Origin of the sequence: Sulfitobacter faviae, from assembly GCF_029870955.1 — a bacterium.
Taxonomy (GTDB): domain Bacteria; phylum Pseudomonadota; class Alphaproteobacteria; order Rhodobacterales; family Rhodobacteraceae; genus Sulfitobacter; species Sulfitobacter faviae.
In genome coordinates this window covers 1,446,501-1,465,822 of record NZ_PGFQ01000001.1, presented here as the reverse complement: position 1 = coordinate 1,465,822, position 19,322 = coordinate 1,446,501, and the positions used below count along the sequence as shown (strand labels likewise).

Below are 19,322 nucleotides of genomic sequence, written 5' to 3'. Positions count from 1 at the left end.
CGCGCGCCCTTCAGAGGCCGAGTTCGCGGGAGAGGTCGATCATCCGTTGCACGGCCACCCGCGCCTTGCTGGCAACCTCGGCCTCCACTTCGACGGCGCCGGACATCGTGTGCAGCGACCAGAGCACCTTCTCCAGCGTGATCTTCTTCATGTAGGGGCACATGTTGCAAGGGCCGACGAAATCGACCTCGGGCAATTCATCGGCGATGTTCGACGCCATGGAGCATTCGGTGACCAGCATCGCTTTGGCCGGTTTCTCGCGGTGCACATAGTCAAGGATGCCACTGGTCGAGCCGGAGAAATCCGCCTCTGCCACCACGTCGGGCGGGCATTCGGGATGCGCGATGATGCGGGTGTCTGGGTTCCACTCGCGGTAGTCGGCGATGTCTTTCGCGGTATAGCGTTCGTGCACGATGCAGGCGCCGTCCCACCAGACGATGCGCTTTTGCGGCACCTGTTTGGCGATGTTCTGGGCGAGGTATTTGTCGGGCGTCATGATGATCGTCTCGGCCTCAAGCGCCGCCACGATCTGCGCCGCGTTCGACGAGGTGCAGCAGATGTCCGACGCCGCCTTCACCTCGGCCGTGGTGTTGACGTAAGTGACAACCGGCGCGCCGGGATACTGCGCGCGCATCTGTGCGACGCCCTCGGCGGTGATGCTTTCGGCCAGTGAACAACCCGCTTCCATGTCGGGGATCAGCACGGTTTTCGCGGGGTTCAAGATCTTCGAGGTCTCGGCCATGAAATGCACGCCGCATTGCACGATGACATCGGCCTCGACCTCGGTCGCCTTGATGGCCAGTTGGAGGCTGTCGCCGACGAAATCCGCGATGCCATGGTAGATGTCGGGCGTCATGTAATTATGCGCGAGGATGACCGCGTTGCGCTCTTTCTTGAGCTTGTTGATCGCGGCGACATAGGGCGCGTGAATGGCCCAATCGGGGGGCGAGACGACACGGTCCATCTTGGCGTAGATATCGGCCATTTCAGCCGCCAGCGCTGGCGATGGCGCGAGGTCATAATGGCGCTCAAGCTCGCTGGGCGAAAAGATTTCATCACGCATGGTCGGTCCCCCTCCGGCCTTGGCGCGTGTCACGGCACCGCGCTGGACACCACACCCGGCGTGCTGGCCATAGACGACTGGCGGGGTTTGGGCAAGCCAATACCCTTTATGACAAGGCGTTTCTTGCTGGGGGCTTAGGTGAATTTGCGGAACAAACGGGTCTGGTCGAACATGTCTTCCAGCCGTTCGGCCCGGTCCTTCGTATCGGCCCAGTTGATGTCTTGCATGGCCGAGATCACGCTTTCTACCAGCAGCAGCGTGGCCGCCGCGCTGTCCCAAGCCGAAGGCGCGACGATCCGGCTGGAGAAACAGATATCGGCCAGGCTATGCACCGGAGAGCGCCATTGATCGGTGAAGAGGATGATCTTGGCCCCCCGCGCATGGGCCATTTCTGCCAGTTTCAGCGTGTTGTTCTCATAGCGCCGCACGTCGAAAATGACGAAGACATCGCCTTCGCCCACGTCCAGCAGGTAATGCGGCCAAGCGTTTGATGTGGATTGAATATGTGTCACCCGTGGGCGGATGATCTGAGCGTGGAGGAACAGATATTCGGCCATCACATGGGTGATGCGCCCCCCACGATATAGAGCGGGTGCGCGGTGTCGGCGATCATCGCGCAGGCGCGGTCGAAGGTGGCAGGCTCGATCTGGCCCAACGTGTGGCGGATGTTGTCAATCACCGCGTCGGTGAACCGGTTCAACACATGGCCCGAGGGCGCGCCTTCGGTCCAGTTGTCATGTTTGGCGATGGGGTTCTTGGCCTTGGCCTTGAGCTCTTCGCGCAGCTCGTTCTGAAACTCGGGGTAACCCTTGAACCCCAGCTTTTGCACCATCCGCGCCACGGTGGGGGTGGAGACATTGGCATCCTTCGCCAGCGCCGTCAGCGGGCCTAGGCCGGAGGCGGGGTAGTTTTCCAGAATCGAATGGGCGAGTTGCCGTTCCGCACGGGTTAGCCGGTCCAGTTCTTGCTGGATACGGTCGGAAATGGTCAGCGTCGGTTCAGCCATGGATGCCCCTCTTTTGACGAGTAATAACACAAACTGAACGGCGTTGTAATAAATTTGACATTATTCTGTTGACAGAAGCCCCCGCCCGAATGAGGTTTGATCTAACTGAGGGGGACAGGGTGTCAGAACAGTCAGATCTTTCGAATGAAGCCGTCGAGGTGATCAACGCCGGGGCACAGGCCCCGCTGGTGTTGGTCTGCGAACATGCGGCGCGTGAGATACCGGCCTGCTACGACGGTCTGGGGCTGGATGCTGCGGCCCGCGAAAGCCATGTGGCTTGGGATCCCGGTGCCTTGGGCGTGGCCCGGGCCATGGCGCAGGATCTGGATGCGGTGCTGGTGGCGGGGCGCGTCTCGCGTCTGGTCTACGATTGTAACCGCCCGCCCGAAGCCCCGGGCGCGATGCCAGCGCAGAGCGAGATTTTCGCGATCCCCGGCAATGCCACGCTTGATGAGGCTGGCCGGGCCGAGCGGGTGGCGCGCTATTACGAGCCATTCCGCAAGACTTTGGCGGCAACGATCAAACGGGTCAATGCGCCTGCGATCGTCACGGTGCATAGTTTCACGCCGATCTACCATGGCAAACCGCGCAGCGTTGAGATCGGCATTCTGCATGACAGCGACACGCGCCTTGCCGATGCGATGCTCGCGGTGGCGTCCGAGTTCACGGATCTGAATGTCGAACGAAATGAGCCCTACGGCCCGCAGGACGGGGTGACCCATACGCTGAAAGAGCATGGGCTGGCCCATGGTCATCCCCATGTCATGCTAGAGATCCGTAACGACCTCATCACGACCGAAGCCGAACAGCGGCAGATGGCCGAGATGATCAGCAATTGGCTCCGTGCCGCCATGGCTCGGCCCGAGATGGAGGAGGTCAAACCATGAGGTTCATCCGGGGCTATATCCGGGGCATCGACGCGATGAACCGGCGGATCGGGCGGATCATGATGTATGGCATATTTGTCCTGATGGGGGTGCTGTTGTGGTCCACCGTCAGCAAAGCCTTCTTCGTCCCCTCGCTTTGGACGCTGGAAATGGCGCAGTTTGTCATGGTGGGCTATTACATCTTGGGCGGTCCCTATTCGATCCAACTGGGGTCGAACGTGCGGATGGATCTGCTCTATGGCGATTGGTCGCTGCGCCGCAAAGCATGGTTTGACCTATTCACCGTTTTCTTCCTGATCTTCTATCTCTGCGTGCTGCTCTATGGGGCGGTAAGCTCTACCGCCTATTCGCTGGGCTACTGGGGGACAGAGCCGTTCAGCTTTTTCGGTGGCTTGATCACCGGTAGTGAAGAGGTTGGCCATATGGAGCAATCCAGTTCCGCATGGCGCCCGTATCTCTGGCCGATCAAGGTCGTGATGATCGTCGGCATCTTTCTGATGCTGCTGCAATGTCTGTCCGAGCTCGCGAAAGACGTGCTGCGGCTCAAGGGTGAGGCCATCTGATGTCCTATGAAATGATTGCGACATTGATGTTCTCGTCAATGATGCTGATGCTACTGACCGGCCAGCGGGTGTTTGGCGCCATCGGCTTTATCGCCGTGGTTTCGGCGCTGCTGCTCTGGGGCGACAAGGGCGGCTATGACATCGGTTTCGCCGCCGCGATGAAGCTGATGAAATGGTATCCGCTGCTGACGCTGCCGATGTTCATCTTCATGGGCTATGTCCTCAGCGAAAGCCGCATCGCCGATGACCTTTACCGCATGTTCCACGTCTGGATGGGCGGGGTGCGCGGCGGGCTGGCGATTGGCACGATTGGCCTGATGGTGCTGATCTCGGCGATGAATGGGCTCAGCGTGGCGGGCATGGCGATTGGGTCGACCATCGCGCTGCCGGAACTGCTGAAACGCGGCTATGACAAAAGGATGGTCACGGGGGTGATCCAAGCGGGGTCGAGCCTTGGCATCCTCGTGCCGCCTTCGGTGGTGCTGGTGCTCTACGCGATGATCGCGCGGCAGCCGGTGGGGCAGTTGTGGCTTGCCGGGGTCATCCCGGGGTTGATGATGGCAGCGATGTTCATCGCCTATATCGTCATCCGCTGCCGGATGAATCCCGAACTTGGTCCCATCCTCTCGGCCGAGGATCGCGACATTCCCCGTGCCGAGAAACTGCGTCTGCTGCGGGCGGGCATCCTGCCGCTGGTGATCTTTGCGGTGATGATGGTGCCTTTCGTCAACGGGTGGACCAGCTTGGTCGAAAGCTCGGCCATCGGGGCTGCGGCGGCATTTTTTGCTGCCGTTCTCAAGGGCCGCATGACCCGCGAAGTTTTCGAGAACTCCGTGCGCAACACCTTGGGCATCACCTGCATGTTCATGTGGATCATCCTCGCCGCCCTCGCCTTTGGCGCGGTCTTTGACGGGCTGGGCGCGGTGAAGGCGATTGAGAGCCTGTTCACCGAAAAGATGAACCTCAGCCCCTGGATGATCCTGATCATGATGCAGCTTAGCTTCATCATCATGGGCACCTTCCTAGATGATACGGCGATGCTGGTGATCGTGGCGCCGCTCTATGTGCCCTTGGTCGGTGCGCTGGGCTTTGATCTGATCTGGTATGGTATCCTTTACACGATCACCACGCAGATCGCCTATATGACGCCGCCCTTCGGCTATAACCTGTTCCTCATGCGCGCCATGGCCCCGCCCGAGATCACCCTGCGCGACATCTATGCGTCGATCACGCCCTTCGTGCTGGTGATGGTCTTGGCGCTGATACTTGTCATGGTCTTCCCCGAGATCGCGACATGGCTGCCCGATTACATCTACGACAAATAACAATGAGAGCCGCGCAAAGACGGCCTGACATTTCAACAAAGGAGAGACGTATGACCACTCGCAGAAAGTTTCTATCCGGGGCCGCCGTCGCCGCCCCTGCGGCCCTCGCCGCGCCCTCTATCGTGCATGCCCAAGCGCCGATCAAATGGCGCATGCAGACCTATGCCGGCGCCGCTCTGGGTGAGCAGGTGACCAAACCCGCGGTCGATTACATCAATGCCGCCGCCAATGGCGAGATGGAGATCGAACTGTTCTACGCCGACCAGATCGTGCCCACCGGTGAGCTGTTCCAAGCCATGCAGCGCGGCACCATCGACATGGTGCATTCCGATGACGACTCCATGGCCTCGCCCACGCCGCTGCAACAATTCGGCGGTTACTTCCCCTTTGCCACCAAGCACATCCTCGACGTGCCGGTGCTGTTCAACCAGTACGGTTTGGCCGAAATCTGGAAAGAGGAATACGCCAAGGTCGGCGTTGAATGGCTGTCGGCTGCGGGCCAAGACCCCTGCAACTTCAACACCACCAAAGAGATCAAATCGGTCGCCGATCTGGACGGTCTGAAGCTCTACACCTTCCCCACCGCGGGCCGCTTCCTGTCGAAGTTCGGCGTGGTGCCGGTGAACATTCCCTACGAGGACGCCGAGGTCGCCGTGCAAACAGGCGAGCTCGACGGCATGGCGTGGTCCGGCATCACCGAGGACTACACCGTCGGCTGGGCCGATGTGACCGACTACTTCCTGACCAACAACATCTCAGGTGCTTGGATCGGGTCGTTCTTCGTCAACCAGCAGCAGTGGGCCGATTTGCCGGATCACCTCAAACAGTTGGTCATGGCGGGGATCGAAGCAGGCCACACCTACCGCAACCAGTGGTACTGGGGCGGCGAGGCGCGTCTGCGGGCGCAGGGCGACAAGCTCAAGCTCAGCACCGTGCCTGCCGACGAATGGGCCGAGGTTGAAAACGCGGCCAAGGACTTCTGGACAGAGATCGCCGAAGAAGGCGAAGTGCACGCCAAGATTGTGCAAATCTTCCGCGACTATAACGAAGTCATCAACAAAGCCGGTCCGCCCTACACCAACGGCTGAACCGACAACCGGGGGCGCGCTGCCTGCGCCCCCGCCTTACCCCTGAAGTGGACAGAACATGCCCGGCACACTGACATTCGACGCGCTGAAAAAACTGGTCAAAGAGGGATCCGTCGATACGGTTCTTGCTTGCCTTGTGGATATGCAAGGCCGGTTGATGGGCAAGCGCTTCCATGCCGTCAACTTCGTCGAGACCTCTTACAAAGAAACCCATTGCTGCAACTACCTGCTGGCCACCGACCTTGAGATGGCCACGCCCGAAGGCTTTGCCTCCACCTCGTGGGAGACGGGTTACGGCGACTATGTGATGCAGCCGGACCTCGACACGATCCGCCCGGTGCCGTGGCTCGAGGGCACGGTGATGGTGCTCTGCGACGTGCTGGATCACGACACCCACCAGCCGGTGCCGCATTCCCCGCGCGCCATGCTGAAGAAACAGATCGCGCGGCTGAAGGAACTGGGTTTCGACGCGATGATGGCGACCGAGCTGGAGTTTTTCCTTTTCGAGCAGAGCTTTGACGCGATCCGCAAGGGCGGCTACCGCGACCTCACGCCGATCAGCGGCTATAACGAAGACTACAACATCCTTCAGACCACCAAGGAAGAGAACGTGATGCGCCCGCTGCGCAACCATCTCTTCGCCGCCGGTCTGCCGATTGAGAACTCCAAAGGCGAGGCCGAGGCCGGTCAGGAAGAGCTCAACATCCGCTATTCAAAGACGCTTGATTGCGCCGATTATCACACGATTGCCAAACATGCGGTCAAGGAGATCGCTTGGCAGCAGGGTCATGCGGCAAGCTTCCTGCCCAAGTGGCACAAGGACCGCGTCGGCTCTTCCAGCCACGTCCATCAGTCGCTGTGGAAAGACGGCGAAGCGGCTTTCTTTGATAGCGAGGGCGAGTTGGGCATGTCCGACCTGATGCGCCACTATATGGCCGGTCTGATCGCCTATGCGCCGGAATATACCTATTTCCTCGCCCCCTATGTGAACAGCTACAAGCGCTTCGCCAAAGGCACCTTCGCCCCGACCAAGACCGTCTGGTCCGTCGACAACCGCACCGCGGGTTTCCGCCTCTGCGGGGCAGGGACAAAGGGCGTGCGGGTCGAATGCCGTATTGGCGGATCGGACCTAAACCCTTATCTGGCGCAGACGGTCATGCTGGCTGCCGGAATCAAAGGGATCGAAGACAAGATGGAGCTTGCCCCGCCCACACGCGGCGATGCTTATGGCGAGTCCGACGCTGTCGATATCCCCCAGACCCTGCGGGCAGCGACCGAGACCCTGCGCGGCTCGACGTTCCTGCGCGAGGTCTTGGGCGACGATGTAGTGACCCATTACACCCGCGCGGCGGAATGGGAGCAGGAAGAATATGACCGGGTGGTGACCGATTGGGAAATCGCCCGCGGCTTTGAAAGGGCCTGAGAATGACGACGGTAAAATGTATCTCTCCGATTGACGGTTCGGTCTATGCGGAGCGCGAAACCCTGAGCACGGAAGCAGCGCAAGAGGCTGTCGCCCGCGCGCGCCGCGCGCAAAAGGCATGGGCTGCGCGCCCCTTGCAGGAGCGTGTCGATCTGGTGATGGCCGCGCTGAAAGAGATTGAGAATTCCACCGACCGGATGACCGAGGAACTGGCCCATCAGATGGGCCGCCCGGTGCGCTACGGCGGTGAGTTCGGCGGGCTGCAGGAGCGCACCAGCCACATGGCCAAGATCGCCGCCGATGCGCTGGCGCCCAAGGTGATCGAGGACAGCGCCGCCTTCAGCCGCAAGATTATGCGTGAGCCGCATGGCGTGGTTTTCGTCGTGGCACCGTGGAACTACCCCTATATGACCGCGAACAACACCATCGCGCCTGCGCTGATCGCGGGCAATTCGGTGATCCTGAAGCATGCCTCGCAGACCATTCTGGTCGGTGAACACCTCGCCGATGCCTACCGCGCCGCCGGCGTGTCCGAGGATGTGTTTCAGAACGTCGTGCTGAGCCATGAGACCACCTCGGCGTTGATCGCCGACAACGCCTTTGATTTCGTCAACTTCACCGGCTCTGTCGGCGGTGGTCAGGCGATGGAGCGCGCGGCGGCGGGCACTTTCACCGGCGTCGCGACCGAGTTGGGCGGCAAAGACCCCGCCTATGTCCGGGCCGATGCCAATCTCGACGCGGCGGTTGATGGCGTGATGGACGGGGCGATGTTCAACGCGGGCCAGTGCTGCTGCGGGATCGAACGGATCTATGTGCACGAAAGCCTCTATGACGCCTTTGTCGAGAAAGCCGTGGCATGGGTGAATAACCTCAACCTCGGCAATCCGCTGGATCAGGCCACGACGCTCGGCCCGATGGCCAATGTGCGTTTCGCCAATGAGGTTCGCGCGCAGATTGATGAGGCCGTCGCCGCTGGTGCCAAGGCGCACATCGATAGAATGCCCGCCGACGATGGCGGTGCCTATTTGACCCCGCAGGTGCTCACCGATGTGACCCATGAGATGCGCGTCATGCGTGACGAAAGCTTCGGCCCCGTTGTCGGCATCATGCCGGTCAAGGACGACGAAGAAGCCATTGCGCTGATGAACGACAGCCAGTTTGGCCTCAGCGCCGCGATCTTTACCGCCGATGCCGAGGCCGCCGAGGCCATCGGCCAGCGGTTGGAAACCGGCACCGTCTTCATGAACCGTGCCGACTATCTGGACCCGGCGCTGTGCTGGACCGGCTGCAAGCAAACCGGGCGCGGCGCGGGCCTGTCTGAACTGGGCTATCACGCGCTGACACGCCCCAAATCCTACCACCTCAAGAAAGCCTGAGACATGTCCCTGACTGCCAATTGGTCTTACCCTACCGCCATCCGTTTCGGCGCGGGCCGGATTAAAGAGATTGCCGAGGCCTGCGCCGCCGCGGGTATCAAGAAGCCGCTGCTGGTCACCGACAAGGGGCTGGCCTATCTGCCCATCACCCAGTCCACGCTGGACCTGATGGAGGCCGAAGGTCTGGGCCGCGCGATGTTCTCAGACGTTGACCCGAACCCGACCGAGATGAACGCCGAGGCGGGCATCAAGGTCTACCGCGACGGCGGCCATGACGGTGTGATCGCCTTTGGCGGTGGCTCCGGTCTCGATCTGGGCAAGGTCATCGCCTTCATGGCGGGCCAAACCCGCCCCCTGTGGGATTTCGAGGATATCGGCGATTGGTGGACCCGCGCCGACGCCGGCGGCATCGCGCCCATCGTGGCCGTGCCGACGACCGCCGGCACAGGCTCGGAAGTGGGGCGTGCCAGCGTCATCACCAATTCCCAGACCCATGAGAAAAAGATCATCTTCCACCCCAAGATGCTCCCCGCCGTCGTGATCTGCGACCCAGAACTGACCGTCGGCATGCCGCCGATGATCACGGCAGGCACTGGGATGGATGCTTTCGCCCATTGTCTCGAAGCCTTCTGCTCGCCGCATTACCACCCGATGAGCCAAGGCATGGCGCTGGAAGGGATGCGTCTGGTCAAGGAATACCTGCCCCGCGCCTATGCCGATGGCAGTGATCTTGAGGCGCGGGGTCATATGATGTCCGCAGCCGCCATGGGCGCTACGGCGTTCCAAAAGGGGCTGGGTGCGATCCATGCCATCAGCCACCCGATCGGCGCGGTGCATCACACGCATCACGGCACCACCAACGCCGTGGTCATGCAGCCGGTTCTGCGCATGAACCGCCCCGCAATCGAGGAGCGGCTGGCCAAGGCGGCGGCCTATCTTGATATCGTGGGCGGCTCTGACGGGTTCTACGATTTCGTCGGCAAGCTGAACGAAGAGTTGAACATCCCCAGCTCGCTGACTGCCCTTGGGGTGACCGACCCCGACATCGACGCGCTGGTGGCCTCGGCCCTGCAAGACCCCAGCTGCGGTGGCAACCCCATTGAGCTTAACAAAGAGAACGTCACGCAACTGCTGCGCGACTGCTTCTGATCCAAAACAAAAAAGGGGGCCAGATGGCCCCCTTTCGCATTGCGCTGAATGCGCGAATTACTCGGTCGGCTCTGCCGCTTCTTCAGTCTCGGTCACTTCCGGCCCGACGGAGACCAGATAGGCCCATACGTCTTTCGCGTCTTCCTCGTCTCTCAGACGATAAGACATTTTCGACTTGGCCCGTTTCGTATCAAGATACTCGGCCAGAAACCCCTTGGGGTCGGCGACGTAGCCTGTGAAACTCTCTTCGTCCCATGTCAGCCCGGCCTCGCCCGCAGCCACGATGGAATCGCCATAGCGGTAGTCTTCGACGGACCCCGCCACGCGGTTGTAGATCCCATAAAGGTTCGGCCCCGTACGGCCCCCTTTTTGGATATCGTTGCCCTCATCATCCGAAATCATGTGGCAGCTTTTGCATTTACGAAAGACCTTTTCCCCGGCTTCGGCGTCACCGGAGGCATGGCTTTCCGCCCAAAGGGGGTGGCCCCAAGGTAGATGGCGAAGATCGACGCGATACGCATGTTCATTGTGAGTTCCTTTGTCTGTCTGGCTTGAAACTAGCGTTTGGGGCGAAGGGGTAAAGGATGCTCACTGCGCCAAAAGGTAGCACGGGCGCAGGGCGGGCCGGTTAGCGGTTGAGACTAGGGGGAAATCCCCCGATAACTGCCGGTGAATTTCTTCTGCGCCGAGGGTGAGATGAACACAACGGTAAGCCGCATCTGATGGAGATCATGGTCCCCGCCTGGGTCGACGGCACCCTGCAACCGGTCGAAAAGCTCGCCGCGCATGAACGCGGTTTGCGGCATATGGCGGTTTCCGTTTTCGTCATCTCCAACGGCAAGCTGCTGATGCAGCAGCGCGCGCTTGGCAAATATCACACCCCCGGTCTTTGGGCGAACACCTGCTGCACGCATCCGCATTGGGATGAGCCGTCCGAGGACTGCGCCGCGCGGCGTTTGGACGAAGAGTTGGGGATCACCGGGCTGACCTTGCAGCACCGGGGCCGGGTCGAATACCGTGCCGATGTCGGCGGCGGGCTGATCGAGCATGAGGTGGTTGAGGTCTATCTCGCCCATGCCGCGCCGGATCTGACGATCATGGAAAATCCTGATGAGGTGATGGCGACGCGCTGGATCACCCTCGGCGATCTACATGCCGACCTCGCGCAGCACCCCGATGCATATACGCCTTGGCTGCGGATTTACATGGCCGAACACGAAGGTCTGATCCTTGGCGGCGGGGCGATGGAATAACAGAAAGGCGGGCCAGAGATGACCGACGACATGCAAGATCAAAAGACACGCGCGGCGGATTGGTTCCGCAAGCTTCGCGATGACATCGTTCAGGCGTTTCACCACATCGAAGCGCGTCATGTGGGCGAGGAAGAGGCCGGGCGTTTCGTGGTCAGCAACACCACCCGTACTGCCCCCGATGGATCGGACGCCGGTGGCGGTGAAATGTCCGTCATGCGCGGGGGGCGTGTGTTCGAGAAGGTGGGCGTGAATATCTCCACCGTCTACGGCGAGTTGGGCGAGCGGGCGCAGGCCGCCATGGCCGCGCGCAAGGGGTTGCCCGGCATGGCCGAAGAACCGCGCTTTTGGGCCTCGGGCATCAGTCTGGTCGCGCATATGCAAAACCCACATGTGCCAGCGGTGCATATGAACACCCGCATGTTCTGGACCCCCATGCATGGTGGTTTGGCGGCGGTGCGGATTTGAACCCTTGTATCGAGTATGACGAGGACACCGACCATTTCCATGCCGAGATGAAGGCCGCCTGCGATCCGCATGGGGCCACGCTCTATGATGAGTTGAAGGCTTGGGCGGATGAGTATTTCTACATCCCCATCGCAAACGCGCGCGGGGTGTGGGTGGCATCTTTTACGATGACCGCAACAGCGGCGATTGGGAGGCGGATTTCGCGCTGACACAGGATGTGGGCCGCGCGTTCCTGCCCGCCTATGTGCCCGTGGTCGACAAACGGCGCGAGATTCCGTGGGACATGGACGACAAGGACGTGCAACTGCGCCACCGGGGGATCTATGCCGAGTATAACCTCGTCTATGACCGGGGGACGAAGTTTGGTCTGGAGACGGGGCATGATCCGGATGCGGTTCTGATGAGCCTGCCGCCGATGGCGAAGTGGGTGTAAGCAGAACCTAGTCCCGGAACCAAGTCTCGGCGAGACCGAGCGGTGACGGTTACCACCTTGGCCCGGAATCAAGCCGCAGGCGCCGGGCCATCGCCTGCCCGCCCGGACGGGTAGGCGATTTGGTTAGGCTGGGCGCCCCGTGTCGGACACACATCATGGTTGAACCATAAAGTGGCTTTGACAGCCTCCGGTACGCCAACCCGCGGTCAGGCGCTGACCCTTCGGTGACGGTTACCATCCCGGCCCGGAGTCAAGCCGCAGGCGCCGGGCCATCGCCTGCCCGCCCCACCGGGTAGGCGATTTGGTAAGGTTTGGCGTGACTTCGAGGGCGCACATCAAGGCTGAAACATAAAGTGGCTATGCCAGCCGTCAGATCGCCCACCCGCGGGCAGGCGATGGCCCTTGTCTAATGAGGCTAGTTACCCCCGCGTCCCGCGCACCGTATCAATCATCAACTGCACATTCTCAGGATCCGCATCCGGCGTGATCCCATGCCCCAGATTAAAGATATGCGGCCCCTTCGACAGCGCATCGCAAATCGCCCGCGTCTCCTGCACCAGCGCATCCCCACCCGTCACCATATGCGAGGACTTCAGGTTGCCCTGCACACAGCCATGCGGCTGCACATGTTCGGCCACCCACTCGGCGCTCAGCCCGTCATCGACGGCGATGCAATCGGCCCCGGTGGCGGCATGCAAATTGGCGAAACGCGCCCCGGCTCCACGCGGAAAGGCGATCACCGGCACGCCCGGATGACGCGCCTTCAGCGCGCTGATGATCTGGCGCAGCGGCTCTGTCGAATAGCGGTCGAAATCCGTGCCTTCCAGCGATCCGGCCCAACTGTCGAAGAGCTTTACCACCTCGGCCCCCGCCTTGATCTGCATGTCGAGGTATTCGATCGTCGCCAGCGTGATCCGCTCCATCAGCGCATCGAATACCTCGGGGTTCTCGTCCTTCAGCGCGTGGGCTGGCCCTTGATCCGGCGTGCCTTTGCCCGCGATCATATAGGTCGCCACCGTCCAAGGCGCGCCTGCGAAACCGATGAGCGTCGTCTCTTCGGGCAGTTCGCGCGACAGGATGCGCACGGTCTCGTAAATCGGGGCAAGGTGGTCGTGAATGGCGTCCGCCGGTTTCAGCGCTTCCATCTCGGCCTTGGTGGTGATCGTCGACAGACGCGGCCCCTCTCCGGTGACGAACCACAGATCGGCGCCAAGCGCCTGTGGCACCAGTAGGATGTCGGCGAAAAGGATCGAAGCGTCGAAACCATAGCGGCGGATCGGTTGCAACGTCACCTCGGCGGCCAGTTCCGGGTTGTAGCACAGCGACAGGAAATCGCCCGCCTCGGCCCGGGTTGCGCGATACTCGGGCAGGTAGCGCCCGGCTTGCCGCATCATCCAGATCGGCGGCGTCGGCAGGGTTTCGCCCGCAAGGGCGCGCAGGATGGTCTTGTTCGCAGTCATTATGGCGTTCCTATTTGTGGCAAACCCGTAGGTAGCGCAGGTACAGCAGTTGTCAGTTCATGTCGACGGGGGTAGGGATGCGTCATGACGTATCAGCTTCCCACCCCGGCCCGGCCCCTCAACATCGGCACACGCGGATCGCTTCTGGCGCTCGCGCAGGCGAATGAGGTGCGCGACCGGCTCGCCGCCGCCTTCGATCTGCCGTTCGAGGCTTTCACCATCGTTGTGATCAAGACCACGGGCGACAAGATCATCGACCGCCCGCTGAAAGAGATCGGCGGCAAGGGGCTGTTCACCCGCGAGATCGAGGCCGCGCTGCTGGACGGCTCCATCGACATCGCGGTGCATTCGATGAAGGACATGCCGACACTCCAACCCGAGGGGCTGTTGATCGATACCTATCTGCCGCGCGAGGATTGGCGCGATGCTTTCATCTCGCCACATCTGAAATCCATTAGCGAGTTGCCCGAAGGCGCGGTCGTCGGCACCTCCAGCCTGCGCCGCCGCGCGCAGGTGAAACTGCGCCGCCCGGATCTGGAAGTCGTCGAATTCCGTGGCAACCTGCAAACCCGGTTGAAGAAGCTGGATGACGGTGTGGCCGAGGCGACCTTCCTCGCCATGGCCGGGCTGAACCGCTTGCAAATGGACGACGTGCCGCAGGCCGCCGTGCACCCCGACGACATGCTGCCCGCCATCGCGCAGGGGGCCATTGGGGTTGAGCGGCGCGAGGACGACAGCCGCGCCGCCGAGATGCTCTCGGCGATCCATGACCGCAAGACTGGCGAACAGCTTGCTGCCGAACGCGCGTTCCTCGCCACGCTCGATGGCTCTTGCGAGACGCCCATCGCCGGTCTGGCCGAACTCAACGGCAGCGAGATGCGCCTGCGCGGGCAGGTGCTGCGCCCCGACGGGTCTGATGCGATCGGCGATGACGTGACCTGCGCCATTTCCGACGGCGCCGCGGCGGGTGAGGCGATGGCCCGCAAGCTACTGGCCGAAGCCGGACCGGGTTTCTTTGACTGGCGCGAATGATCGGCAATCTCTTCACGCTGAAACAGCTTGAAGCGCTGATCTGGGTCGCAGACCTCGGCAGTTTCCGCCGCGCCGCCGCGCATCTGAACACGACACAGCCCAATATCTCGGCCCGGATTTCCGGGCTGGAGGCAACCTTGGGCGTCACCCTGATGCAGCGCGATGCCGGGTCGATCCGGCTCACCGAAAAGGGCACCGCCCTGCTGGCCCAAGCCCGCCGTGTCCTGCGCGAGGCCGAAGCGCTGGTCGAGACCGCCGCGCGGCCCGACCTGATCGACGACAGCCTCCGCCTTGGGGTGACCGAAGTGGTTGCCAGCACATGGCTGCGCCCCTTTCTGCGCGCTCTGGCTGAGGTCTATCCCAATCTCACTGTCGAACTTACCGTCGATCTGTCGCGCGATCTGGATCAGGAGCTTGCCGCCCATGCGCTCGACCTGACCCTGCAAACCGCACCCTTCTCGACCCCGGCGAGTGGCCAGCTGGACTTGGCGACCTATGACTACATCTGGGTGGCCGCGCCGGAATTGGCCGCCCAGATCGGCCCCGCACCCGATTTTTCCGCGATGCTGCGCCATCCGGTGCTAGGCCATGCGCGCCACACGCAGGCCCATTCCGATCTTATCGGCCATTTCGACGGCACGACCGCCCCCAAGGCCCGTTTGGTGCCCTCCAGCAGCCTGTCGGCGGCGATGAACATGGTGCTCGACGGGATGGGTGTGGCGGTGATGCCGCGTGTGATGGTGGCAGCCGCGCTGGCCGATGGGGCGCTGCGGATTCTGCCCGCCGAATGGCACCCGCGCCCGCTGCAAGTCGCCGCGCGTTATCACGCGGATCGCACCCCCGCCTATGTCGCCCGCGCTGCCGAACTGGCCCGGGATTGCGCCCGAAGCTTCGATGTTGAGGATCGAAAAAATCTTTCACACCCATAGAATATAATAATTTGCACCGATGCTGTGCCCACCCCTATCCTGCGTCCAAACAGGAGTGAGACATGGCATCAACCATCCGACTGGGCGTAGACATCGGCGGCACCTTCACCGACGTGGTGCTGGAAAAGGGCGGCGAGAGTTTCTCGACCAAGGTGCTGACCACCTATGCCGCGCCCGAGAACGCGATCATCGACGGGATGCATCAGGTCTGCGCCAAGGCCGGGATCACGCCCGCCGATCTCACGCAGATCATCCACGGCACCACGCTGGCGACCAACGCGCTGATCGAACGGCGCGGGGCCAAGACCGCGCTGATCACCACCCAGGGCTTCCGCGACGTGATCGAGATGCGCACCGAAAGCCGGTTCGAGCAATATGATCTGAACCTCAACCTCCCCGAACCGCTGCTGCCGCGCCAGATGCGCTACACGGTGAGCGAGCGTGTCGATGCCACGGGGGCGGTTCTGCTGCCGCTCGACCGTGCCGAGGTCGAGGCGCTGGCGGACCGCATTGCCGAAGCGGGCTATGAAAGTGTCGCGGTCGGGCTGATCCATAGCTATCTGAACGACGCGCATGAGCGCATGGTCCGCGAGGTGTTGGAAGAGCGTCTGCCCGGCGTCATGATCTCGATCTCCTCCGAGGTCTCGCCGCAGATGCGCGAGTATGAGCGGTTCAACACCGTGGTCGCCAATGCCTATATCAAGCCGTTGATGAAGAGCTACCTCGGACGGCTCGAAGGGCGGCTGCAGGAAGAGGGGTTTCTTGCAACATCTTCCTGATGCATTCGGGCGGCGGCATCATCTCGATCGAAAGCGCCGCCGAATTCCCGGTGCGGCTGGTGGAATCCGGCCCGGCAGGGGGGCGGTCTTTGCCGCCAATATTGCCGCGCGCTATGGGCTCGACAAAGTGCTGAGTTTCGACATGGGCGGCACCACGGCCAAGATCTGCCTGATCAAGAACCAGACACCCAAGACCAGCCGGGTCTTCGAGGTGGCGCGGACCTATCGCTTCAAGAAAGGCTCCGGCATGCCGATCTCGATCCCTGTGATCGACATGGTGGAGATCGGCGCGGGCGGCGGCAGCCTTGCCCATGTGGACGCCATGCGGCAGATCCGCGTGGGGCCGGAAAGCGCGGGCTCCGAGCCGGGACCGGCCTGTTATGGCCGCGGCGGTCAGAAGCCCGCAGTGACCGATGCCGATCTGGTGCTGGGCAAACTCGATCCCGACAATTTCGCCGGCGGTTCGATCCGGCTCGAAACCTCCAAATCAGAGACTGCGCTGCATCAGGTCATCGGGCAGGAACTCGACATGGACGCTGCCACCGCCGCCTTCGGTCTGGCCGAGGTGGTGGACGAGAACATGGCCAATGCCGCGCGGGTCCATGCGGTGGAGAACGGCGAGGACCCCAGCGACTACACAATGATCGCCTTCGGCGGCGCGGCCCCGCTGCATGCCGGGCGGCTGTGCGAGAAGCTCGGCGTCGAGCGCCTGCTGGTGCCGCCCGGGGCCGGGGTCGGCTCGGCCATCGGTTTCCTGCGCGCGCCCTTCAGCTTCGAGGCCAACCGCTCGGTCTATATGAAGCTGTCGGATTTCGACGCGACTCGCATCAAGACGCTGCTGGCGGAACTGCGCGACGAGGCCAGGGGCTTTGTCCGCAACTGCGATGCCGGGGCCGAGATCCTGTCGGAATACAAGGTCTACATGCGCTACAGCGGGCAGGGCTGGGAGATCCCCATCGTGCTGGACGAGGCGGACGCGCTGAACCCCGATGCCGCGCGTTTCGAGGTCTTGTTTGAGGCCGATTACGCCAAGCTTTTCGGTCGCACCGTCGAGGGCTTGGACATCGAGATCACGGTTTGGTCGGTCAATGCCACCACCCCGCCCGAAGTAGTCGCGCGGGTCGCGGAAGAGACGCCGGGGAATGCGGCGGATGTGGCTCTAACACGGCGCATTTTCGACCCGGCGCTTTCTGAATACTGCGAGGCCGACGTCGTGTTGCGCGGTCAGATGGCCCCGGGCCAGACCGCCGAAGGCCCCGCCGCCATCACCGAGGATGAGACGACGATCATCCTGCCCGCCTCGCGCCGGGCGATCTGCCAGCCCGACGGCTGCATCGACATCACCGTGAAAGGGTAAGCCCATGGCACAGACACATTCCAACGTCGCCTATCAGGTCATGTGGAACCGCCTCATCTCGGTGGTCGAGGAGCAGGCGCAGGCGCTGGTGCGCACCGCCTTTTCGACCTCGGTGCGCGAGGCGGGCGACCTTTCGGCCGGGGTCTATGACACCGATGGCCGGATGCTGGCGCAGGCGGTCACCGGCACGCCGGGCCATGTCAACGCCATGGCCGACGCGGTGGCGCATTTCATCCGACGCATCGGGCGGCAGAACATCCTCGAAGGCGACGTCTATATCACCAACGACCCTTGGGAGGGGACGGGCCACCTGCATGACATCACCATGGTCACGCCCTCTTTCCACCGCGGCAAACTCGTGGGGTTCTTCGCTTGCACCGCGCATATCGTCGACATCGGCGGGCGCGGGTTCGGCGCGGATGCGGCGAGCGTCTACGAAGAAGGGCTCTATCTACCGATCATGAAGTTCGCCGATGCAGGCAAGGTCGACGAGACGCTGGTGCGGATCATCCGTGGCAATGTGCGCGAGCCGGATCAGCTGATCGGCGACATCTACGCGTTGACCACCTGCAACGAGATCGGCCATCGCCGCCTCATCGACATGATGGAAGAGTTCGCCCTCGACGATCTCACCGGCATCGCCGCCTTTATCCTCGACAACTCGCGCCGCGCCACGCTGGAGCGCATCGCCGCCCTGCCGCGCCAGCGGGCGACAGGCGAGATGACCATTGACGGGTTCGACACGCCGATCACGCTGAAGGTCACCGTGAGCATCGCCGAGGATCACATCCTATCGGATTTCGCGGGCACCAGCGGGATCGACAAGAAGGGCATCAACTGCCCGCTGGTCTATACCAAGGCCTATGCCTGCTACGCGCTGAAATGCGCCATCGCGCCGGAAATTCCTAATAACGCCGCCTCGCTGGAGCCGTTCCGGATCACCGCGCCCGAAGATACCATCGTCAACGCCGTCCACCCCGCGCCGGTGGCGCTGCGGCATATCGTGGGTCACTTCGTGCCCGATACGGTCTATGCAGCGCTGGATCAGATCCTGCCGAACCTCGTGCCGGCCGAGGGGGCAGGGTGTCTGTGCAACTTCCAAGTCAGCCTGCGCCCCCGCACCGATGCGCAAGCGCCCGCAGGCGCGCGCCGGGCCGAGGTGCTGACCTTCAACTCCGGCGGCTCGGGCGCGCGGCCGCAGCATGACGGGCTCAATGCCACGGCCTTCCCCTCGGGCGTGATGACCATGCCGGTGGAGGCCACGGAACATGCCGGTCCCGTCGTCATCTGGCGCAAGGAGTTGCGCCCCGACAGCGGCGGCGCGGGCCGCCAGCGCGGCGGGCTGGGGCAATACATGGTGGTCGGCGCACGCGAGGGGCATGAGTTCGACATGCAGGCCATGTTTGACCGCGTCGATCACCCGGCGCGCGGGCGACAGGGCGGCAAGCCCGGCGCGCCCACCACCATCGCCCGCGATGACGGCACGCCGATGCGCGGCAAGGGCAAACAGTTCGTGCCACATGGGGCGAAGGTGATGATGGCCTTCCCGGGCGGCGCCGGCTACGGCCCCGCCGAGGAACGCCCCAAGGCGCAGGTCAAACGCGACTTTCTGCGCGGCTACATCAGCGCCGAGGTGGCGGCGGCGGATTATGGTCTGAGCGCCGAGGAGATCGCCGAGGTGCAAGAGGCCATCCGCAAAGGCGCCGAACTGTGAAAGAGTGGCCGCTCAAAGGC

13 protein-coding genes and 4 pseudogenes are annotated in these 19,322 nt (G+C 62.6%); 13 read left to right on the top strand and 4 right to left on the bottom strand.

Annotation, left to right across the window (positions count from 1 at the left end; translation table 11 throughout):
• Positions 1-10: 10 nt before the first annotated feature.
• The gene (gene nadA, locus CUR85_RS07595) at positions 11-1,063 is read right to left on the bottom strand and encodes a quinolinate synthase NadA (protein WP_067268281.1); all 1,053 of its coding nucleotides are present in this window, start codon (positions 1,061-1,063) and stop codon (positions 11-13) included.
• A gap of 134 nt (positions 1,064-1,197) precedes the next feature.
• Positions 1,198-2,069: pseudogene (locus CUR85_RS07590) on the bottom strand (MurR/RpiR family transcriptional regulator).
• A 119-nt stretch (positions 2,070-2,188) separates the two neighbouring features.
• Here CUR85_RS07590 and CUR85_RS07585 point away from each other — a divergent pair.
• Genes CUR85_RS07585 through CUR85_RS07555 form a run of 7 tightly spaced genes read left to right on the top strand, consistent with a single transcriptional unit; the run spans position 2,189 to position 9,880 of the window.
• Positions 2,189-2,956 (top strand): N-formylglutamate amidohydrolase, encoded by a 768-nt coding sequence (locus CUR85_RS07585; protein ID WP_231886450.1) that lies wholly within the window; start codon positions 2,189-2,191, stop codon positions 2,954-2,956.
• Positions 2,953-3,519 (top strand): TRAP transporter small permease subunit, encoded by a 567-nt coding sequence (locus tag CUR85_RS07580; RefSeq protein WP_067268278.1) that lies wholly within the window; start codon positions 2,953-2,955, stop codon positions 3,517-3,519. The genes CUR85_RS07585 and CUR85_RS07580 overlap by 4 nt, the downstream gene beginning before the upstream one ends.
• Positions 3,519-4,844, top strand: coding sequence for a TRAP transporter large permease (locus tag CUR85_RS07575; RefSeq protein ID WP_067268276.1), 1,326 nt, complete (start codon positions 3,519-3,521; stop codon positions 4,842-4,844). The genes CUR85_RS07580 and CUR85_RS07575 overlap by 1 nt, the downstream gene beginning before the upstream one ends.
• A gap of 50 nt (positions 4,845-4,894) precedes the next feature.
• Positions 4,895-5,932: a TRAP transporter substrate-binding protein gene (locus tag CUR85_RS07570; RefSeq protein WP_136720278.1), complete on the top strand. Its 1,038-nt coding sequence runs from the start codon at positions 4,895-4,897 to the stop codon at positions 5,930-5,932.
• Positions 5,933-5,990: 58 nt separating this feature from the next.
• Entirely contained in the window at positions 5,991-7,355 is a 1,365-nt protein-coding gene (locus tag CUR85_RS07565) for a glutamine synthetase family protein (RefSeq protein ID WP_067262754.1), read from the top strand.
• A gap of 2 nt (positions 7,356-7,357) precedes the next feature.
• A complete protein-coding gene (locus CUR85_RS07560) occupies positions 7,358-8,731 on the top strand; it encodes an aldehyde dehydrogenase family protein (protein ID WP_067262757.1) in 1,374 nt (457 codons plus the stop codon).
• A gap of 3 nt (positions 8,732-8,734) precedes the next feature.
• On the top strand, positions 8,735-9,880 hold the full coding sequence (locus CUR85_RS07555; protein ID WP_067262759.1) for an iron-containing alcohol dehydrogenase: 1,146 nt from the start codon (positions 8,735-8,737) through the stop codon (positions 9,878-9,880).
• 57 nt (positions 9,881-9,937) lie between these two features.
• Here CUR85_RS07555 and CUR85_RS07550 read toward each other — a convergent pair.
• A pseudogene (locus CUR85_RS07550) lies at positions 9,938-10,351 on the bottom strand (c-type cytochrome); the annotation flags it as partial.
• Positions 10,352-10,602: 251 nt separating this feature from the next.
• On the opposite strand from CUR85_RS07550, the gene idi reads away from it, so the two are divergent.
• Entirely contained in the window at positions 10,603-11,133 is a 531-nt protein-coding gene (gene idi / locus CUR85_RS07545; RefSeq protein WP_067262764.1) for an isopentenyl-diphosphate Delta-isomerase, read from the top strand.
• An 18-nt stretch (positions 11,134-11,151) separates the two neighbouring features.
• Positions 11,152-12,031 (top strand): annotated as a pseudogene (gene hemF / locus CUR85_RS07540) (oxygen-dependent coproporphyrinogen oxidase).
• Between the two features lie 419 nt (positions 12,032-12,450).
• On the opposite strand, the gene hemE reads toward hemF, so the two are convergent.
• On the bottom strand, positions 12,451-13,491 hold the full coding sequence (hemE, locus tag CUR85_RS07535) for a uroporphyrinogen decarboxylase (protein WP_067262769.1): 1,041 nt from the start codon (positions 13,489-13,491) through the stop codon (positions 12,451-12,453).
• Between the two features lie 84 nt (positions 13,492-13,575).
• Between hemE and hemC the strand changes: the two genes are divergently transcribed.
• The 4 genes and pseudogenes from hemC to CUR85_RS07515 all read left to right on the top strand — a co-directional run bounded on the left by hemC (position 13,576) and on the right by CUR85_RS07515 (position 19,302).
• Positions 13,576-14,523: a hydroxymethylbilane synthase gene (gene hemC, locus CUR85_RS07530; protein ID WP_067262771.1), complete on the top strand. Its 948-nt coding sequence runs from the start codon at positions 13,576-13,578 to the stop codon at positions 14,521-14,523.
• Positions 14,520-15,452 carry a LysR family transcriptional regulator gene (locus tag CUR85_RS07525; protein WP_067262773.1) on the top strand — a complete coding sequence of 311 codons (933 nt, stop codon included), beginning with the start codon at positions 14,520-14,522 and terminating at the stop codon, positions 15,450-15,452. The genes hemC and CUR85_RS07525 overlap by 4 nt, the downstream gene beginning before the upstream one ends.
• Before the next feature lie 62 nt (positions 15,453-15,514).
• Positions 15,515-17,588, top strand: a pseudogene (locus CUR85_RS07520) (hydantoinase/oxoprolinase family protein).
• Positions 17,589-17,592: 4 nt separating this feature from the next.
• Positions 17,593-19,302: a hydantoinase B/oxoprolinase family protein gene (locus CUR85_RS07515; protein ID WP_067262778.1), complete on the top strand. Its 1,710-nt coding sequence runs from the start codon at positions 17,593-17,595 to the stop codon at positions 19,300-19,302.
• Positions 19,303-19,322 lie beyond the last annotated feature (20 nt).

Coding starts and splice junctions, on each gene's coding strand:
- nadA (WP_067268281.1), bottom strand. CDS start 1,063: ATGCGTGATGAAATCTTTTCGCCCAGCGAGCTTGAGCGCCATTATGAC.
- CUR85_RS07580 (WP_067268278.1), top strand. CDS start 2,953: ATGAGGTTCATCCGGGGCTATATCCGGGGCATCGACGCGATGAACCGG.
- CUR85_RS07575 (WP_067268276.1), top strand. CDS start 3,519: ATGTCCTATGAAATGATTGCGACATTGATGTTCTCGTCAATGATGCTG.
- CUR85_RS07570 (WP_136720278.1), top strand. CDS start 4,895: ATGACCACTCGCAGAAAGTTTCTATCCGGGGCCGCCGTCGCCGCCCCT.
- CUR85_RS07565 (WP_067262754.1), top strand. CDS start 5,991: ATGCCCGGCACACTGACATTCGACGCGCTGAAAAAACTGGTCAAAGAG.
- CUR85_RS07560 (WP_067262757.1), top strand. CDS start 7,358: ATGACGACGGTAAAATGTATCTCTCCGATTGACGGTTCGGTCTATGCG.
- CUR85_RS07555 (WP_067262759.1), top strand. CDS start 8,735: ATGTCCCTGACTGCCAATTGGTCTTACCCTACCGCCATCCGTTTCGGC.
- idi (WP_067262764.1), top strand. CDS start 10,603: ATGGAGATCATGGTCCCCGCCTGGGTCGACGGCACCCTGCAACCGGTC.
- hemE (WP_067262769.1), bottom strand. CDS start 13,491: ATGACTGCGAACAAGACCATCCTGCGCGCCCTTGCGGGCGAAACCCTG.
- hemC (WP_067262771.1), top strand. CDS start 13,576: ATGACGTATCAGCTTCCCACCCCGGCCCGGCCCCTCAACATCGGCACA.
- CUR85_RS07525 (WP_067262773.1), top strand. CDS start 14,520: ATGATCGGCAATCTCTTCACGCTGAAACAGCTTGAAGCGCTGATCTGG.
- CUR85_RS07515 (WP_067262778.1), top strand. CDS start 17,593: ATGGCACAGACACATTCCAACGTCGCCTATCAGGTCATGTGGAACCGC.